This is a genomic window from Paenibacillus baimaensis (assembly GCF_025567575.1).
Genome location: NZ_JAOQIO010000099.1, coordinates 20,844 through 40,506 on the forward strand (window position 1 = coordinate 20,844; position 19,663 = coordinate 40,506).

17 protein-coding genes and 1 pseudogene are annotated in these 19,663 nt (G+C 46.7%); 3 read left to right on the forward strand and 15 right to left on the reverse strand.

All coding sequences use genetic code 11. The annotated features are described in order from the left end of the window. Positions 1–8: 8 nt before the first annotated feature. The gene (gatC, locus tag OB236_RS28880) at positions 9–296 is read right to left on the reverse strand and encodes an Asp-tRNA(Asn)/Glu-tRNA(Gln) amidotransferase subunit GatC (protein ID WP_262687009.1); all 288 of its coding nucleotides are present in this window, start codon (positions 294–296) and stop codon (positions 9–11) included. Positions 297–838: 542 nt separating this feature from the next. Between gatC and OB236_RS28885 the strand changes: the two genes are divergently transcribed. Then, positions 839–958, forward strand: coding sequence for a DUF6254 family protein (locus OB236_RS28885; RefSeq protein ID WP_240415068.1), 120 nt, complete (start codon positions 839–841; stop codon positions 956–958). 102 nt (positions 959–1,060) lie between these two features. Here OB236_RS28885 and OB236_RS28890 read toward each other — a convergent pair whose 3' ends face one another. The 14 genes and pseudogenes from OB236_RS28890 to OB236_RS28955 form a co-directional block, all read right to left on the reverse strand. Next, positions 1,061–1,543 carry a DUF2798 domain-containing protein gene (locus OB236_RS28890; RefSeq protein ID WP_262687010.1) on the reverse strand — a complete coding sequence of 161 codons (483 nt, stop codon included), beginning with the start codon at positions 1,541–1,543 and terminating at the stop codon, positions 1,061–1,063. Between the two features lie 192 nt (positions 1,544–1,735). Then, positions 1,736–3,289, reverse strand: a complete 1,554-nt coding sequence (locus OB236_RS28895; protein ID WP_262687011.1) for a PucR family transcriptional regulator — start codon at positions 3,287–3,289, stop codon at positions 1,736–1,738. Positions 3,290–3,479: 190 nt separating this feature from the next. Next, complete coding sequence (gene dmpG, locus OB236_RS28900; protein WP_262687012.1) at positions 3,480–4,541, reverse strand: 4-hydroxy-2-oxovalerate aldolase; 1,062 nt, start codon at positions 4,539–4,541, stop codon at positions 3,480–3,482. 36 nt (positions 4,542–4,577) lie between these two features. After that, positions 4,578–4,988 carry an acetaldehyde dehydrogenase family protein gene (locus OB236_RS28905; protein WP_262687013.1) on the reverse strand — a complete coding sequence of 137 codons (411 nt, stop codon included), beginning with the start codon at positions 4,986–4,988 and terminating at the stop codon, positions 4,578–4,580. Between the two features lie 31 nt (positions 4,989–5,019). After that, on the reverse strand, positions 5,020–5,757 hold the full coding sequence (locus OB236_RS28910) for a 2OG-Fe dioxygenase family protein (RefSeq protein WP_262687014.1): 738 nt from the start codon (positions 5,755–5,757) through the stop codon (positions 5,020–5,022). A gap of 15 nt (positions 5,758–5,772) precedes the next feature. Then, positions 5,773–6,948: an aminotransferase-like domain-containing protein gene (locus OB236_RS28915; RefSeq protein ID WP_262687015.1), complete on the reverse strand. Its 1,176-nt coding sequence runs from the start codon at positions 6,946–6,948 to the stop codon at positions 5,773–5,775. 110 nt (positions 6,949–7,058) lie between these two features. Continuing rightward, positions 7,059–7,952, reverse strand: a complete 894-nt coding sequence (locus OB236_RS28920) for a LysR family transcriptional regulator (protein ID WP_262687016.1) — start codon at positions 7,950–7,952, stop codon at positions 7,059–7,061. Between the two features lie 61 nt (positions 7,953–8,013). Beyond that, a complete protein-coding gene (locus OB236_RS28925; RefSeq protein ID WP_262687017.1) occupies positions 8,014–8,973 on the reverse strand; it encodes an aminopeptidase in 960 nt (319 codons plus the stop codon). Positions 8,974–8,992: 19 nt separating this feature from the next. Continuing rightward, positions 8,993–10,054: a DUF917 domain-containing protein gene (locus OB236_RS28930; protein WP_262687018.1), complete on the reverse strand. Its 1,062-nt coding sequence runs from the start codon at positions 10,052–10,054 to the stop codon at positions 8,993–8,995. A 9-nt stretch (positions 10,055–10,063) separates the two neighbouring features. Continuing rightward, positions 10,064–11,671: pseudogene (locus OB236_RS28935) on the reverse strand (OPT/YSL family transporter). Between the two features lie 471 nt (positions 11,672–12,142). Next, positions 12,143–12,526: an ATPase gene (locus OB236_RS28940; RefSeq protein WP_262687019.1), complete on the reverse strand. Its 384-nt coding sequence runs from the start codon at positions 12,524–12,526 to the stop codon at positions 12,143–12,145. Positions 12,527–12,881: 355 nt separating this feature from the next. After that, the gene (locus tag OB236_RS28945) at positions 12,882–14,201 is read right to left on the reverse strand and encodes an ABC transporter substrate-binding protein (protein ID WP_256711251.1); all 1,320 of its coding nucleotides are present in this window, start codon (positions 14,199–14,201) and stop codon (positions 12,882–12,884) included. Positions 14,202–14,285: 84 nt separating this feature from the next. Beyond that, complete coding sequence (locus tag OB236_RS28950) at positions 14,286–15,128, reverse strand: carbohydrate ABC transporter permease (protein ID WP_076229900.1); 843 nt, start codon at positions 15,126–15,128, stop codon at positions 14,286–14,288. Further along, positions 15,125–16,078, reverse strand: a complete 954-nt coding sequence (locus tag OB236_RS28955) for a carbohydrate ABC transporter permease (protein WP_262687020.1) — start codon at positions 16,076–16,078, stop codon at positions 15,125–15,127. Before OB236_RS28955 ends, OB236_RS28950 begins: the two co-directional genes overlap by 4 nt. Positions 16,079–16,199: 121 nt before the next feature. Between OB236_RS28955 and OB236_RS28960 the strand changes: the two genes are divergently transcribed. Both OB236_RS28960 and OB236_RS28965 read left to right on the forward strand, forming a co-directional pair. Beyond that, positions 16,200–17,810 (forward strand): response regulator transcription factor, encoded by a 1,611-nt coding sequence (locus OB236_RS28960; protein ID WP_262687021.1) that lies wholly within the window; start codon positions 16,200–16,202, stop codon positions 17,808–17,810. Positions 17,811–17,836: 26 nt separating this feature from the next. Next, complete coding sequence (locus tag OB236_RS28965) at positions 17,837–19,630, forward strand: sensor histidine kinase (protein ID WP_262687022.1); 1,794 nt, start codon at positions 17,837–17,839, stop codon at positions 19,628–19,630. The last annotated feature ends 33 nt before the right edge of the window (positions 19,631–19,663 follow it).

Consider the following 19,663-nt stretch of genomic DNA (forward strand, 5'->3'; position numbering starts at 1 on the left):
TATTAATATTACTCCAATACTGCAGGCACTTTGATTTGACCTTCTTCTTCATCCGGCGCGTTCAACAGCACTTTGTCTATCGGCAAGGATGGTGTGGACACGTCTTCGCGCATCACATTAACGAGCGGCACCGGATGACTCGTTGGTTCGACGTTATCGGTATTAAGTTCATTTAATTGCTCCGCGTATTTTAAGATCGCGTTCATCTGTTCGGTGAACGTTTGTTTTTCCTGCTCACTGAGCTCAAGTCTGGCCAATTTGGCTACGTGCTCAACGTCTTTGATTGTAATGCTCACTGAATGGCCCCCGTTTCGTTATGGATGACATGGGTATTGCGTTTTTATCATTATAGACTAGATGGAAATTGAACTCAATTGTTTTGACGTAGTAACCTGTCGCATGAAAGTGTATGGAGTCGCATAATTGCACATTTTCTTCAAAAATCATTTGTAATGAAATTAACGATTCTCACCCATCCCAATGAAAAAGAAAAAAGACCCCTCGCGGAGTCCTTTTCAACGGTGAATTTGATTTGGTACTACTGCCATGAACCCTTTTGAACCTTAGGTCTTACCAACATCAACAATATGCAGTATGGGTACTACAATAACGTCTCTGCGGCACATCCCCTCGCTTCACTTTAGATTCTTACAACTTCCCTGGAATGTTTCGTTAGACAGCCCAACGGAACCACACCTCTCTTATCACCGTTGAATGTATTATGGCTATTACGAATCCTTTTTATTCGTTCTTCTTAATATTGAGTATATAATATTTAATAAAATCACAAGTTAAATGTGCAACACCATATCCGCGTTCCAAAGGAGTGTTTATTGCGATGAGCCAATCGAAAAGCCGTAAGGAAAATCAATGGAAAATTCGTAAGCAAGCACAAAATCCCCATGGAAAAATTAAATCGCTGGAGGAACACTCCAACGAATATGATGCGGGAAAATAATAAAGTCGACCTCTCATACCTTTCAAGGCTATGCGGGGTCGCTTTATCCCTATATTCAAAAAATAAAAACACTTCGAGAAATATATTCCCAAAGTGTTCTAATCATAATTGAACGGCTTGATTGGATGGCTTCACAAAGTTCGTTAAAATATAGCGTGCCACTGGACCTACAATTAGTAATTGTGCTGGATAAGCTACTACAAAGTTTAATAGTAAAAGGTTAGCATAATTGCTAAGCAGTGTGCCTTCTATACCACTCGTAACTATTTTCGATATTAATCCATAAACCGACATAACTGAAACCATACCGACTACCATACAAGTTGAAATAGCAAGAATGTTATAGATTTTCTTCGATTTATTATACGGCAGCTTGAATGCAATTTTTCGAGCAATAGTCCCAACAACAAATGCTTCAATAATAAATGCGACAATAAATGTTAAGACATAAAGGCTAAAACCTTTTAGAAATGTCATTTCCCTCCATAGACCCTCAAGAGTGAGGTTATAGGCAAACATAATACTTACCATACCGAATACCATCATGAATCCAAAGATCATTTCTTCTTTTTTGTTACTAGGCAAATTGAAGCATCCTTTCATTTCTGTGATGATTTTAGTATATCTACTGAAATTTTTTTTCGTAAGTGAACATTTCGTGAATGTATATTACATAATTGGCCAACCCATTGGAATACAAAGCAAACCCTCATCCGGATTGAATGAGGGCTTATGAACAGTTCTTATTCAAGCGAAAGCGAGAGTCAGTTAATGGTCTCACAGCATAGTGGTTCTGTTCACATTTTTCATTTTCCAAAAGCGAATGGCCAAATCGAGCCGTAAACGAACCTCTGCGTCATTCATATCGATTTTCAGGATCTCACTAATCCGTTCCAGTCGATAAAGTACAGAGTTGCGATGAATAGACAGTTCCTCGGCGACTCGCTTCGTGTTATTTCGCTCTCTCAGAAAAGCTTCCAGGGTGACTAACAGATTCGTTCCATATTCCTTGTCATAAGCCTCCAAGGGAGTGATAAACGTTTGCGTCAATACCGCGAGTACTGGGTGATCAGCCGAATCCATCAGCAGCTGCTCTATAAGCACGTCATGGATGTGAACAACGACCTGATGGGGCAAAGACCCTTCACCGATAGCCAAAGCCTTCTGAGCCTCCCGACTGCTGTCAGAAAGATTCGCTAGCCGCTCAACAATGCCTCCTACACCAATTACGAGGCTTATATCCTCCTCAAGCCTGACGGCCTTTTTCAGCAGCTCCTGCACATACTGCTCTGTTTCCCTTCTCTGGCTCTCGATATCCTTATGAACCGAGCTGCAGAGAATCATAACGCGGCCGTTCACCTCCACGCCTTTGCGTGTAATGCTACGAGGCGTGTTGATTTCGCGTACCATCCAATTATTGATCCTGCCGATTTGTTCCGCATCAAGGGTCGTCCGACTGAAAGGTTTAATGACGATAACATAGATGTAGGGTCCTTGAGGAATAGCCAAACGTTTGGCCCGGTAACGCAGCAGCTCTTCCTCGTGGTTCAGGCCGGACAGCAGCTCTACAAGAAACACTTCCTGTTCCCGTTCCAATTGAAGCTGCTGGGACTGCCGTATGGTAAATTCAATCGCCAATACCGTAACTGCATGATCCAGACAGCTTTGTTCAAAATGATCCTGCTCACTCAGTTTCCGGGTGATCGACAAATATCCAAAATTGCGGCTTCCCACACGAATATTGTGCTTTTCGGCTATGTCCGTTTTTTTAAATTTGGCGGTACTGCTTTCAATCTCTTCCTCTTGGTTCAATACAGCCACTTCACAATTCAGGAGCTGTCCAATCAGGACAACGAGCTCCGTCGTTCGCCGATTTAATACCAAATTCGTAAACTGCTGGTTTACTTCCTGCAGCTCGCGAAGCATATAGGCTTGACGCTGCAGGATTTGATCCAGTATCGATCGCGTCATATCCATAAAAGGAATTTCAAGCGGTATATCGAATAAGGGAATTTTATAGATGTTGCTTTTGTGAATCGCTTCCTGAGGTATATCCTGTATATAGCGTCTCATCTTGATCCCTACCGCCGAACCGCCAACCCTATGCATTTCATCCAGCAGAAGGCAGAGCATATTCGGATCATGGCGGAACGAATACCCTGTCGTCAGGATCAGTTCATTAGGACGAAGCCATCCGGTCAGATCGGGCGTCTCCATACTATCGATATAATAAATTTCATTGGCTACGCCTTCATGTCCAGAGATGATTTTGGCACCTTGAAACAATGGCATTTGCAGCAAATCCTGCACGGTAAACGGAGCATTCTCCATACTCTCACCTCATGTACGTTCTGAACTCGGTTTTATCGATCTTATCACAGTTCCACTCCAATTTAGTATGACATATATACAAAAAAATAAAAGATTGCCGCTATCAGCCTTGACAGCTAAATGATTGGCAATCTTGAGGAATGTCTATATGAGCTGAACTAACGTGCTGCCAGTAAGGAGGCGCTGCAAATTAATGAAAATGAGGCCCGCTCTCCTTGGTTTCGCGGGAACGTACTCCTGGTAACCCGTTCGATTGTTTTATAAGGTATTCGTCAGCCAAGGCTTCAATGGACCGAATGTCGCTTCCTTTTGTGACCAGCTGGCTAAGGATGTCCCTGACATCTATCCCATATTTCCCGAGCAGTGGAAGCGTAGTAAACAAGGAACTGCCTCGGATGCCAAGCGTGCCAAGAGCTAGTGCCCCCCGCTCAATAAATTGGGGAGCCGGCATCACATGCTTCCACATATCATCAGCAGCCTGTAGAAGGATGCCTGCGTTCGCGCCTGTTTCATAGCCCATTTTATGCAGCACGGCAGCAAGCACTTCCGTAGGGGCATTGCCAGCACCTGCACCAAAACCGGCAAGGCAGCCATCCACCAGATCTGCTCCTTCTTCGACAGCCGCAAGTGTATTGCCTACCGCCAAACCAAGGTTGTTGTGGCCATGGAATCCGATGCGAACCGAAAGGTAGCGCCGTAATAGACTGACCTTGGTCCGAACCTCGTCCATGGCCATCGCTCCCGCTGAATCGACGATATAGATCACATTCGGTCCGAATGCTTCGAGCTTGCGTGCCTGCTCCAACAGCTGTTCTGGCGAGCACGTCGAGCTCAGCATCAGAAAGCCAAACGCTTCAATGCCAAGGTCAGCCGCTTTTTTGATATAGCGGTGCGCCAGATCGGCTTCCGAGGCCAGCGTCGCAATTCGTATCGTTCCTATTCCCATTTGCACAGCCTGCTCCAGATCCGTTAGCCTCCCAACGCCAGGCAGCAGCAGCGCCGCGATATTCACCTGTTGTACTGCCGCTTTTACAGTGCTTATAGCTACCTCATCGGTAAGCCTGCTTTTACCAAAATGCAAGCTGGAGCCGCCTAGACCATCCCCATGGCAAACCTCAAGGTAAGGAACGTTCGCCCGCTCCAGGTAAGAGGCTATACGTGAAAGCGTACCGGCATCGTATTGGTGCCGAAGCGGATGACTTCCGTCTCTCAGCGTCGCATCCAAAATTTGTATAAACCGCTTACTCCCCATGTGGGATTAACTCCTTCCTACACGACTTTCTCTGATTCAGACTCCAGCCTCAATAACAAAGATCACGAGCTGATCCGTGAAGCAAGGCGCGTATTTCAATCGATACTCCGGGGCATGCATGGAAATCTCGGCAGCCGTATTGGACAGCAGTTGGGTAACCTTGGAAGGCTCGAAGGCTCTATCCAATAGAAGATGCACGATATAACGATTCATGGCTGTTTCGTCCGGATTGAGGAAAACCATCGTTTTCGCCTGCATGGCCACACCTGCACCTGTGAGCGCAAGCTCTATGCTGCTGAGAAATTCATCCAAGCTGGCTCGCCATTCAGCATCTACAGCTTTACCGGGAATATCGCAAATCACTTCGGATTCCAATATTAGATAATGATTCCAGATCGTCGAAATGAAGGGCACAACAGCTTGAGCAGCCGGGAACATCATTGGCATGTTAGCTCATCCTTTCATATGGAGGCTAGAATCATCCTTTTTTCGTAAAAGCAGCTACGAACACATCCCGATAACCATCGACAGCGTCAGGCAGAATAGCGCTAACTCCGTGCATGACCCGGTTATCATCGGCAAATATCAAATCAAAGGGCTGCAGCGTCGTACTAATCAGCAGATTGCGGTCATTATCGTAGATCGTGCTTTCCCCACCAAGGACGTTCTCCCTTGCCAGAACCATCATCATAATGTACGTCACACCATCTCGATGAACACCCTCAGGAGCCGGTTCTCCCTGCTCGTCGATTCTGGCTAATATGCGGATTTGATGAAGGGACACTTCCCAATCACTGGGGCCTTCCAATTGCTCCACTGCGTTAAAGGCCCATTGGAGCAGCCCTCTTAAAAATGTATTGTCCGTGACGATGCTCTCTTCCATAGGATCAAAGTGTCTTACGATTCCGCCGTTCAAGCTGTTGATTTCGGTTGGCTGGTAATAAGGGCGATCGTTGAAAACATGAAGGGCTCTGTCACTCGTACTATATTCAATAGTGGCAAACCGGCGAAGCCTGTAGGTTCCATTGTCCTTCATATACTTATCAATTGGCAGATTGTGAAAGCTGTCGATAAATCGCTCAGCGTCATCTTTTCGAAAAAAATCAGCCTGTGTAAAAAAATCACTCGTTAATGGGTAATAACCCTGCTGTGCAACGTGAGCTGAGACCTGCTTAACATCCAGTGTTGTTTGTAAGGTTGGTACAGATGATTTCATAGTTGATATCGCTCCTTATATGAATGTTCGGATAACGGCTGCCAGACGGGGAATACCCTCGATAATTTTGTCCTCCGACATATTGGAAAAATTCAGACGCATCGCATGCTCATGACCACCATTCGGATAAAAGGAACCTCCAGGCACAAAAGCGATCCCTTTTTCCAAACTTTTTGCAAGAACCTCTCTCGTATTGACGAATGCCGGAAGCTCCACCCAGATGAATAATCCGCCTCCAGGCTTGCTAAATAAAGCCGTTTCCGGAAATTCACGATCCATAACATCCAACATGATATTTCTACGTTTTCGATACACATCTTTGATTTTACTGACATTTTGCTCCAAATCGTATCGTTCCAGGTAAGAATGGATCACCTGCTGGCAAAAAGTTGACGTATGCGTATCCGCAGCTTGTTTGGCCATCACATACTTTTCCAACCACTGCGGAGAAGCACACACCCAGCCGACCCTGAAACCGGGACAGAGAATTTTGGAAAATGAGCCGAGAAACACGACCTGATCCTTCTGATCCAGCGAAGCTAATGAAGGGAGCGAATCACCTTCGTATATCAATTCGCCATATGGATTATCCTCGACCACTACGATCTCATAATGACTGACAATCTCCATCAATTCCTTGCGTCTTGCCAGTGACCACGACCGACCCGTTGGATTCTGAAAATCCGGGATCACATAAAGCAGCTTCACCCGATCCGTAGTCTCCAGAATACGTGTCAATTCCTCCATAACCATGCCTTGATCATCTGTAGGCACCTCGATAAATCTGGGGTTATAGAGGCGAAAAGCTTGAAAGGCACCGAGAAAAGAGGGACTTTCGCACAGCACCACATCCCCTTCGTCCAGAAACAGCTTGCCCGATAGCTCGATCCCCTGCTGCGAACCGCTTGTGATCAAAATTTGCTGTGGAGAGCAGGCTTTATCGAACTTCACCTGCATCCGCTGTGCAATCTGCTCTCTTAACGGCAGGAAGCCCTCCGTGATCGTATATTGTAATGCTTGCTTGCCGTGGTGCTTCAATACGTGCTGGGATACTTCCTGGATTTCCTCGATTGGAAACAATTCGGGAGCAGGCATTCCTCCGGCAAAAGAGATCATGCCCGGTTGTTCCGTCATTTTCAGAATCGCCCGAATATCCGAACCATTCAAATGCCTTGTTCTTTCTGCAAACATCACACTGCGATACCTCCCGTACTGTCAGATTGTGCCCCCGTATGTATATCATAAAGGCGCACTGTTGCATCCGTACAATACCTATATCGCATCCCATACATGCAAACAAACTATAGGCTCTGATTGGGGAGATGTGTCTGGATATAGGCTATAAACTCACGTGAGGCATAGGAAAGATATTGATTACGGCGGTAAATGAGAGCCAGCTCCCAGACCATAGCAGGGGAGGTAATCGCAGCTGTATGAATGGGTAAATGCTTCAACCGGCTCGCCATTGATCTGGGTATCAACGAAATTCCCTGCTGACTCGCTACCATCTCACAAACCAGATCCCACATCGAAGACATATGGACAACCCTCGGTTCAAAACCGGCCTGCCAACAGGCTTGAATAACAACATCGTAAAGGGCGAACTCTTTGGAGAACAGGATAAACAATTCCTCCTCCAGTTCCTTTAAATCGACGGACTCCTTCGATGCCAGCCAGTGCTGACTGTCAACAATGGCAACCAGATCCTCCTTTAACAAAGAGAACGTGCCATATAGCCCTGTATCCACAGGCAGCACCGTGACCCCAAAATCGATATGTCCATCATTCACTTGTACCTCCAGATGCTTGGCACTGTACTCGACCATTTGAATATCAATTCCCGGATATTGGCTCTTAAAGCCGACAATGATTTGTGGAAACAGCAGCGCGCCAACCGTAGGCATTAAGCCCATAACCACTTTTCCCCTTTTTACTTGAACCAGCTCATGGATGGACAACGATAAATCCTTCATCGACTGCATAATGTGCAAGGCTTGCTCGTACACAAGGTGGCCGGCATCCGTGAGTTCAACCTCCTTCTCCGACCGGTTCAGCATGAGAACCCCCAGCTCATCTTCAAGGTTTTTGATCGTCTTGCTGATCGATGGCTGCGAGACCAACAAGGTTTGCGATGCTTTTGTAAAGCTTTTGAGTCGGGCCACTTCTACAAAATAGCTCAGCTGTCGAATATCCATCACATCGCCTCCTCTAAACAAAAAGAACCGTATAGGTAAAGTCCTATACGATTCCTCCATTTCACACGAGCAGCCTGCCCTTTTGTATAATCAGCTGTCCGTCGATATAAACATCCGGCTCATTCACGACTCCATCCACATGGACGCCAGCCACAATGGTACCGCCAAACGTGTGGTTGCTGCCGAAGGCGACATGAATCGTTCCATATACCTTCTCATCCTCCAATACAACGCCTGTAATCCTCGCTTTGTTGTTGGTTCCGATTCCAAACTCGGCGAGCATACGACCTTCCTGTTCACCCAATATGTGCAGCAGCTTATCCGAGGCAGGACCTTCCACGTCGACCAGACGTCCCTCCTTGATCGTGAGATGCAACGGAGCCTCCAGCTTGCCGATGCCTGCAAAGGAACAGTCGACCTCTATCTGTCCCTCTGCAGTCCCTTCCACCGGAGCGGTATAAGCCTCTCCTGACGGCAGGTTTCCCCATTCCCCCGGGTTCAGGTAGACCCCTGTGCTCGGAAACCCCTTTCTGCCTGCAATGGAAAAGGTGAGCGACTTGCCCCCCTTCTCAATGCGTACCTCGCTCCCATTCTCCAGCAGCCCGGCTGCTTTGACGGAAAGCTCTTTGACCTGGGCATAATCTGCCGATATCGCCCCCTCCAGAAACATGTCGGGCGTAATTCCCGGCATCGTAGCGATCCGTGCTCCACGTGCGACCGCTTCCTTGCGCGCCTTCGTATGTGTCAGCGAATGCTCGGTCACACAAACAATTACCTCGGAGCCTTTCATCGCCTCGCTTACGGCGGCTGGCGGCTCCTCACCCGGTTTCCCTCTATCCCTCATAATAAGGAGCATGGCCTCGGCCTTCAGCTGCTTTCCTGCTGACCATAGCGCTATACCCAGCTCCTGCTTGGCCTCATCGGCAACAACAAGGAAGGTTTCTCCCGCCTTTAAGCCCAAGCTGTTGGTCAAGATGTTAATACTGATATTTGTCAGTTCCTTGCTGCCTATCGATTCCATGCTGAATCGTCCCTTTCCATCATTTGAATATATAACTATTAATCGACTTGCCGATCACGTCTTCAATCGGCTTTAACAATGTGGGATTGCTCATCGTCGTGCTTAGAATCAGCTGCCCTCTTGGTACATGAATGACGGCTACGGCCTGTCCTTTGGTAATCGCAGCCGATACGACCGGATGAGCGGTTCGTGCATCCAAAGTCATAATGAGATCAGGGAACGTTGCCAAGCGCTGACCGTCCTGTTCCAGTGTCATATATTCATTCCAGAACGTCAGCTCGTAATCACCGATCGTCACATGCCCGACATCCCAGCCACGATCCGTTGTTATTGCAAACTCACTAACCTCGCCTACTGCAACAACGCGTCCACCCAGTTTGCTGCAAACAGCTTCAATTGCCGATTCTCCCTTGTGGGTAAGCAGTGCCTCGCCCAGTTCTATAGCTTGGCTGATCGCACCCGGAGCACCATTGACCCGTGCATACTTGACCGTTACCGGATTGCGCGCTACGGCGACCAGCCCACCGGCATCCACGGATACTCTTCTTATCAATGATGAGGTTTGTTCAATGGTCGCCGATACACTGACCTCCAAATACTGATTGCCTCTACCTCCAGCGGCAGCTTGATGAGAAATATATTCGGGTAATTCATGCAGGTTCATCGCACCCATAATAGAGGTTGGATGAGCCCTGCCGTTACATGCCAAGTCAATAATGGGAAGACCTGTGATCGCAGCCTGAAACCAGCCATTCACCGTCGTGTTCGCTCCGTTCTCATTGACGATGATCCCATCAATCGGCTTTTTGAACGATTCACCCAGCAATTCCATTGCCCGCAGACAATGAATCGGTTTGACGTGTTTATCCTTGGCGGCAGGTGCACCAACAATCGATGTGGTAAGAAGCGTAGCATCCTCATCCATTTCATCGGCAGTGAGCAGATGAAGAGGACCTACTTCCAACGCCAGCCTGCCGAGCTGCAGCCCATCCTCGATCCAGCCGCCTCCACCTCCACCAAGCACAGCACCTCCATACACGGCATATTCCATCATTTGCTCATCCACATTTATTTTCCCCATCGTTTATCCCTACTTTTTAGCAAATTTGATTATCGAATTGAAGAAGCCATACAACGCATCACCAGCAATAAATCCAGCGGCAAGAATACCCAGAGGCGCTTCCGCTTCTTTTCCCTTGACCTTCAGTACAATGATGCGGATCAGAATACCGGATAACACAACCCATCCTGCATTAGGATTAAGAATTAAGAGGCCTGTGGCGAACAAAACACCGAGCTGCCGATAATTTGCAGAATAGCTCCCGGTATCGCCCACAGAAAGAGCTGCTTCGCCACTTCTACAGATGCCCCAGCTTCAATCGTTTTGACGTACACCAGATCCACAGGAGGAATCAGGTTCCTCGCGAAAAATCCTTTATATAAAAAGAGTACGGTCAGCAAAGCGACACCAAAGGCTATCATGCCAGTAATATACTGCTGTTTGCGTCCACGCAGTTCGAGCTCCGGGTCACTGCCGTTACCCCGTAAAATATAGCCTGTTTTCAAATCGTAACCCATGTCCGCAAACGCTGGACCGGTCGCTGCGCTAAATCCGACCAATAAACCCAATGCAATAGGAGGAAATCCCATCAAAACTCCCAAAATCAGCGTAATTAAAGCGACAGCGAACGCCGGAAACCATCCGGAATGCATGGCGGCAATGCCCACAATCAGTTCATGAAGATAGGCAGCCAATGCAGCGAATAAAAGAAACCAGATAAACATGCCGAACGACATTTGTGTTAACAGTCCACCAATTACAGCCAGAATCAAGGCAATAACCAGATAAGCCACGAAGCCAAATCCAAGGGTTCGGGTCGTTTCCTGATCGCTTTTCATCCCATCCGCCGCTTCCGATCCTTCGCCCGCTTGCTGCTCCGTGGATTGCCCCTTTTTGTTTTTCGCTTTGAAAATGATCATCGTCGTCTGCACCAAAGCCATAAGTCCCCCACCAATCATAAATCCATGCGGGATATAGAGCAGATTCATATCAACGGCAAACAACGGTATCGAATACTGCCGCAGCAGCAGACCGCTTCCAAACATTGGTCAGCGCCCAAATATTGCCGATAAAAGCGACCCCAAAAGCCGACATGGAGAGCCCAAAATAGGCACCCACAATTCCTCCAGCAGCACCCAAGCCGAGGAGTACGGACCGTTTACCACCCTTTTGAGCGGCTACGATGGCCTCTGCCGTCGCTACACCCGGTGGCCAGGCGCCCGCCGCAGGAAACACCTTGGAATTAAACAGCTTATACAGCAGTGTTGCATCGAGAAACATCGCCAGAGCAGCACCGATCAGCATCGGAACGATCAATTCCGGCTTGCCCATGACAAATGGAATACCGATAGGAATCAACAAGCTGTTGGCTGCACCAAACGTAGCCGATGAAATCGAGGTTTGCATCAAGTTTTGACGATGAATGGACTTGAACATGGAGAAGGCAGGAATAGGAATCCGCCCTATCAGCATGGCAATTACGGCACCAATAATCGCGGTATTTGGGGTCAGTCCGAGCGAGGTCATGAGCTGCATACCGATAACTGCTCCTACAATCGCCAAAAAGATATTCATGATCAAGGCAACCGGTTCAAATATCGAGGGGTGTTTATCTTTGGATTTTTTGTTTTCAATCATAAATAGCTGCCTCCCATGTTGAATATCCGTCCTATAAGCCAATTCATCTGAGTACATGTATAGCTGTATTTAAAAAGACACCCGTCACCTCCGCCTATCCCCGTATATTAGAGCCCCAAAGCAGCTCTCTTAACGTTACATGAATCTAACATAATACCTGACATCAAACATTAACTTACCTCAAAACTATAACAAAAGCAGGCCTGCCTTCCTATGGGAAGCGTACCAAATGGAAGAACACATTTTTGGGCATGAACACAAAGGTAACATGCTGCTCTCATTCAAAATAGCGTTTTCAACAAATATTGGGTATGTAACAACCTTGTCATGTAAGTCGTGGAAAATCGTATGCAGCCGATTGTCGATATTCAGTCCCGGCAGGTATATCTATGTATGCGAAAAAGCCTTCCTCCCGACGATAACTCGTTCGGAAATGAAGGCTTTTTACAATACTATACGAAGGCTTGTGACTTAAATCCAAGCCTTTAAATTCACTTGTTTAATAAAGTCAGCCTGGGATTGAACCTCGGAGCTCGGCTTCATCGTATCCGCCTCTTGCTGATCTTCCCCGTTCATAATTCGACGGAATAATTCTTCGTTCTTGGTAGCCAGTGCAAAATCGATCAGCGATTCACGCTGAAGTCTGTCGGCTTCCAGCTGAATCAAAATTTCCTCCAGCTCAATGTCCGCAGCTGTTACAAAAAAATGCTTATTTATTTTGGGAACCCGCACAACATAATCAAAAACATTATCAGCGTTCCGATCGATAGCCATGATATAACCATATTCACTAACAGGCAAGTTTTGCTCAAAAGTGTCTGCCACGATAATTACTCTTTGTCCCAAACGCAACATATGCCATTCCTCCCCAAGATTGACGCGTCTCATGCTTAGTATTCTATACAAATGTATGCCTATTAGCAAAATAATGATAGAGATCGTCCATAAATGGAGTCAAAAAAGACTACAAATATAGGTAGTTTGTAATAATTGTTTTTATTCTAGCATCTTTTATAGGGTTAAGCAATGATAGACAAAAAGCAAGGATACTTTGTTTCCAAAATGGCAGCCAACTGCGCTTTTTATAGAAAAAAGAGTCGAATCTACAAGTTTTATCCCGGTACAGCCTACCGCATGACAGGAAGAGGTTATCCATCAAGTCTGCTCGACTCTCGGATAACCTCAGCTGCTTCAAACCCATAACGATCATTTATTTTTCGTATTCGGATGCCTTCTTTTTCAGTTCATCGAAAGCTTTATCTGGTGTTGTTTTATCAAACATCAGCGCCTCGGTAATCGATTTGTATTCTTTGGTATCAAAGTTGTTCCACCCCTTGGCACCCGGGTTAAATTGTTGAGCCCCTGCAATGGACTTGGCAATCATATCCACAGTCAATTTATCGGCAGCTGTGAATTTAGGCGTTAATTGAGCGACGATTTTATTGGAAACCGGCACGCCGCGAGTCGTTCCGGAAATTTCCCCAACCTCGGGATCGTTCACGAACCAATCGATAAATTTCGCTGCTTCAGCCTTGTTCTGTGAATCCTGACTTACACTAAAGAAGAAGGTCGCCTTCAGCCATCCACCGCCCTGTTTGTCCTTAGGCATTGCCGATACTCCGATGCTTCCAGGCTTCAGCCCCTCCCATGAAGAGGCTTGCGCCGCATGTGCGTTTCTGAAAATGATTTTGCCATTCAGCATCAGGTCCAGCTTTGGATCCAGCTCCTTGTCACCAACTGCGACATCCGGGGGAGGTACAATGCCTTCTTTTCTAAAATCGCTGAACGTCTTCACCCATTCTAGCCATGTATCCTTATCAAAGTTGAACTTGCCTTCAGGCGTTACTGGCTGTCCTTTACCTTTACTTAATTGATAGGACGTATAGGCTTCACGGTTCGTTGTCGCATCCTGCATCACATATTGATCCTTGCCCAGTTTCGCTTTGATATCTCTGGCAAGCTTGAAATACTCATCCCAGGTAATTCCGTCCTTCAGCTGAAAGCCGAGCTTTTCCAGAGAGCCTTTATCATAAATCATGCCCCAGGCATTATTACCGAGCGGAATAGCTGTTGATTTATCCTTATATTTGCCGGCTTCGACCAGCTTCGGATCAATGTCCTTGACGTTGACGCTGCTTAAATCGGCTAATTGATTTCTGGCATTCCAGTCCGCTAACCATGCGGCGTCCATCTGGATAATATCAGGTGCATTTTTGGCTGCTGCTTGTGTAGTCAGCTTGTCGATATAGCCGTCAAAGCCGGAATATTCCGGTTCAAAGGTGACGTTCGGATTTTTCTTCGTATACAAATCAAGAATTTTGATGGTGGCATCATGTCTCGGCTGGGAACCCCACCAATTGATCCGGAGCTTGATCGGCTTGCTGCTTGCGGCGGGCTTGCTTTCCATTGTTGGCGCTGCAGCCGAATTACTATCCGGTACTTTGGCTGTTTGTGTTCCGGCTGCTGAACAGCCAACCATGGATAATCCCATCACGGTGGATACAACTGAAAAGATTACTTTTTTTCTCATTTTCATCATCCTGGATCATGTCCCCTTTAATTATAATAGCTTACCTTATTCATCATCTATTGAAGATCAAAGCATATGAAAGCTTTAACCCTTAATACCGGTGGTCGCAATACCTTCAACGAAATGCTTCTGGGCAAGGAAGAAAATAATGACGGAAGGAATCACCGACACCAGACCCATTGCCAGCAGCTGACCCCATTCCTGAGCCGACTGTGAGTCATTAAACATCCGAAGCGCCAAGCCAACTGTATATTTATCAACCGAGTTAATATAAAGCATATGACCAAAAAAATCATCCCAATTCCATAAGAAGCAGTAGATTAATACAGTCACGAGCGCCGGCTTCGTTAGCGGGATGATAATCCTCCAGTAAACCCCAAACCAGCTGCAGCCGTCCATTTTGGCCGATTCATCCAATTCCTTCGGAATGCCTCTAATAAATTGCACCAGCAAAAATACGAAGAACGCGCCTCCAGAGCCACCAGCCAGTGCATGTGGTACGATAAACGGCAAATACGTATTGACCCAGCCAAAGCTGTGAAACAACGCATATTGGGGAATAATCGTTACCTGTCCAGGCAGCATCAGCGTAAGCATCAGGATCGAGAACCAAAAGTTCCGCAGCGGAAAGTCCAACCGGGCAAAGCCAAATGCAACCAGACTGCAGGAAATAACGGTCGTGATGAGAATCCCAAGCTCCAGCTGCGCATTGTTCCAATAAAAATCCGTAAAGGAATGACCGGGGATGGCGTACCAACCATTACTAAAATTGACCCACATGGGGTTCGTCGGAAATAGATTCGGCAGGCTCATTTCCTGATTTGATTTCAGAGAAGCGCCCACCCACCAAAACACGGGGTAAATCATCAGCAGGCTGAGCACGGCAAGTCCCAGATGTCTGAACAGGAGATTCCGTCTACTATTCATTTGCTCTTTCCTCCTTCAGATTCATAGAAAACCCAATATTTCGATGTCAGAAAAATAACAGCCGTGGAGGCCACAATGATCAAAAGCATAATCCACGCAAGACCCGAGGCATAACCCATTTGAAGACGGCTGAACGCACGTTCATACAAATAAAGCGAATATACATAGGTCGAATTGGCAGGTCCACCGTTGGTGATGATCATAGCCGGGGTGAACATTTGAAAGGCTCCGATAATACCCATGATCGAATTAAAATAAATGGTTGGCGAGAGCATCGGCAGTGTAATTCGGAAAAACTGCGTTGCTTTGCCCGCTCCGTCAACCGAGGAGGCCTCATACAAATCATTAGGGATCTGCTTAAGCCCCGCCAGAAAAATAACCATGGCCGAACCGAACTGCCAGCCTACCAGCAGCACTAAAGTCCACAAGGCCGTATCGGGATTCGTTACCCAGCCTGTCCCCTCGATGCCAAAGTGGGCCAAGATATTGTTCACAAAGCCTTCCTTGCCAAAGATGTTCTTCCAGAGAATCGCTACCGCAATACTGCCCCCAATCAACGATGGAAAATAAATCGCCGTACGGTAAGCCGACATCCCTCTGATGTTTTTGGCTAACAAAATGGCGACCATCAGTGCCGCTACCAGTCGCAAAGGAACAGAAGCCGCTACGTAAATGAAAGTCACCTTCACAGCTTGTATAAATCGTTCATCGGATGTTATTATTCTGTTGTAATTCCTGAGCCCCACCCACGTTGGCTCCTCCAGCAGCGAAAAGTCGGTGAATGAATAATAAAGCGATTGCAGCATGGGGTATAATGTTAGGCCCAGAAAGCCCAACAGCCATGGAGATATAAACAAATATCCGGCAATCGGTGATTCCCACCGCTTGATTGTGGGTCGATGTCGCTTGATCAATGGATCAGATAGTGATGTTGCTGCGCTTTCTTTCATGTCCGCCCACCTCGTTTGTTGTGTTTTTCTTATTATAAAATTTTCGATCCCGGGCGCCTATGAGGGTATATCACTATTTCTTTTAAATTAATCCGATATTTAGGCAGGAGGCGAAGCATTCATGTGGAAGATTGCGATCATTGATGATGACAGACAAGTTCTGAGAGGCATGAAGCAAGCGATTCCCTGGGACGAGTTGGGTGCCGAATGGGTCGGTGAAAGCACGAATGGTCACAAAGGACTGGAGCTGATCCGGAAGGAGAAGCCGGATATCGTCATCACTGACGTGTATATGCCTGTGATGGACGGGCTGACCATGATAGAACACTTGCGGAAAGAGCAGTTCCAGGGAAAGTTTCTGATTCACAGCGGCTATTCCGATTTTGAATTTGCACGCAAGGCATTAAGAATGAATGTGGACGATTATTTATCGAAGCCTGTTTCCAGACAAACACTTCGTGAGTCGCTTCAGCGTGTCATTCTTACAGTCGAAGAGGAAAATAAAATCCAGCTGGAGCAGAAGGCGCTGCGTGATAAAGTCATTTTGTATGAGCCGTTTGTCCATAAAGAATGGTTGAAAACCGCGGTTACCGGAACGATGGACGATTGGAATAAAGAACACCCGCTATTCAATACAGAAAAGGCGCAAACCCATCTGGTGCTGGGCATTGAAATTATGCGAACGGCGCGGATATCCGATGTTGCGGCTCCGGACCGCTTTTTGTTCCGGTTTGCCATTCAAAACATTATTCAAGAAATTCTCAGTGAACGGCAGCTGACCTTCGACTACGTCGAGCTGCATGGCTATCATGCCAGCTTGATTCTGCACTTCGAGAAGGACGCAAGGTACGAGGAACTGATTGATGGGGTAAAGTCGATTGCCGAAATGATCATTGATTGTGTGCACAGGTATTTGTCCATTTCCCTGCATATCGGAATCGGCGGTCTTAAAAACCATTGGTCACAAATCTCCGATTCACTGGAGGAAGCATTCCACTTTTTATCCCAAGGTGCTCCCCTGCTGTCCTCTTCGAGTTTATATGCCTATAACGATTCATCAAGTAAGCGTTCCCAATCGAATGGTGTATTAGCCAAACCGATGCGGTTTTATCACCAGCTGATTGAGGATATCAAAAACACCCAGGGAAAAATGGCGGAATCGATCATTCACAGCTATATCGATACATTACATGAAAGCTCTGACTCCTCCGAGCCTTTCTTCCACGCGCTGGGCGCACAGTTCTGGACGATAGCCAGCTATGCGCTTAATGATGAGCAAATCCGTCTATGGGAGATTTTTACCGAGGTGCAGATCGAAGCCGAGCTGCGCAGCATTCATACAGCTGATCAATTCGGGGTGTGGCTGCATGATAAAATCCGGGATATCTGTGTCAATCAGCATTGGCACGAAAACCTGAAGCACAAGCAGGCCGTTGATTTCATGAAGCAATATATTCATGAGAATTTCAAGCAGGACATTACGCTCGCAGAGCTTGCGGAGAAGGTATTCATTTCGCGCAACTACCTGAGCCTGATTTTCAAAAATGCAACAGGAGAAACGATTAATAATTACATTATCCGGGTTCGTATGGAGCAAGCCAGAGCACTGCTCTTGAAGGGAACGTTCAAAATTTATGAGGTTGCAGAAAGTGTCGGTTACAAAAACATCCCTTATTTTAGCACCACCTTTAAAAAGCATTTTGGAATTACACCCATGGAATTAATCAGATAAATCGGTAATGAGGGCGGGAATGTCAAATGAAGCATATGTTCAAAAAATATCCGATCTATTACTTGCTGTATGGTGGATTCTCCTGCTTCATCGTCATTCTGCTCGTCGTCGTGATCTGGTTGGCATACTCGCTTTCCGCTCAGGAAATGGTAAAGAACACGTCTTATTATCAACAAAATGTATTGAATGAGCTGTATAGCAAAATCGGTATCCAAATGCGTTCAATCGAGCAGGTCTCATTAACAGCCTCGCGTAATCCCTTGTTGTCCGATTACTCCCTGTTATCCGAAGACGTCTATTCCGACCATAAAAGGGGCGCAGAGCTGGAAGCTTATTTAGCCAGTATCACCTATGCCACACCCATGATCTCCTCGATTCAATTTTATACAAAAAATGTGGTTTACATTCAGTCCCAGATGCCTGTTGTCTTTATTGAGGAGCAGAAGGTCAAAGGAGAGCCCTGGTACGCAGCGGTTGAAAATACCGATTTCTCATGGGTAGGCGAGCGTACGATTCAATTGTTTAACGGGGATTTTTCCGTGATCAGCTTTGCCCGTAAAGTATATTCCTCTACTGGCGAATACAGCGGATTATTGCTCTTAAATGTAAAATCGTCTGCAATTCAAAATCTGGTCAAGGGGGAAACGGCGGACGCCAACCGGATCTTGCTCGATTCTGGAGGCAGAGTGATTACGTTAATTGGAGATCCGCAGCTTGGACCCAATATTAAGGATTTTCTTCCTTATACGGTGAACGAATCCGGCTATTTAAAGGTCGATACCAAGGGATATACACTGGCTAACTCCAGCAGCCACTTAATGGTTTGGTCAAAGCATTTCAATTCGGACTGGACGCTCGTCGAGCTCACCCCGTGGAAGCAGATTACTTCAGGCAGTGTTCACAATGCATTTATTTTATCGTTGGTCGGTATTTTGGCGATATTCATTGCCTTGTTTTTCACTTTATTTTTCTCCAATCAGTTTATTAAACCGATCCGGCTGCTGCTGCATGAGATGGGCGGATACGCGGCGAATATCAACAAGGTAAAGCTGCCGGAGGATTACTATAATGAATATGGGGTGCTGTTCGCAGGCTACCGGAAGCTGATTGATCGGATTCAGGAGCTGTATATGTCGCTGGAAAACCAGTACATCAGGCAAAAAAAGGCCGAAATCAAAGCGCTTCAGGCGATGATCAATCCACACTTTCTGTATAATACCCTGGATCAGCTCAATTGGATGGCTCTTGGTGCCGGACAAGATAAAATGAGTGAAATTCTCGAGCTGATGGGACGCATGTTCAGGATCGGCTTGTCCAATGGGGAAAGTCTGGTTACGATCCACGATGAACTGCTCCACGCCGGCTGCTACATGCAGATCCAGCAGCTGCGCTGGGAGGAAGGCCTGACCGTCGTTACACATGTACCTGCCGAATTGGAGCTTTATTATATCCCGAAAATGACGCTTCAGCCCTTTATCGAAAATGCGATTATGCATGGCTTTGACGGAAGATCGGAAGGCACGATCTGCATCACCGCTGTTCAGGAGAATGAAGCGATCGTATTTACCGTCTCGGACGATGGCGTAGGACTCAGGAATAACTGGAATTCAGGGGAAAAACGAAGCACCGGTGGTTATGGCATTCGTAACGTCACGGAACGCTTCGAAGCCTTTTTCGGTGTGGATTACGGGATTAACATCCAAGACAATGATGCCGGAAGCGGTGTCATTGTTACGATTCGTATTCCCCTGCTGAACGACAATGACATTGATGGTCTGGGAAAGCCAACCGAAGGTATGCCACGGGCTTATCCGGTGTAGATCAAGACGTTTCATCTGACACTTTTCCAGATT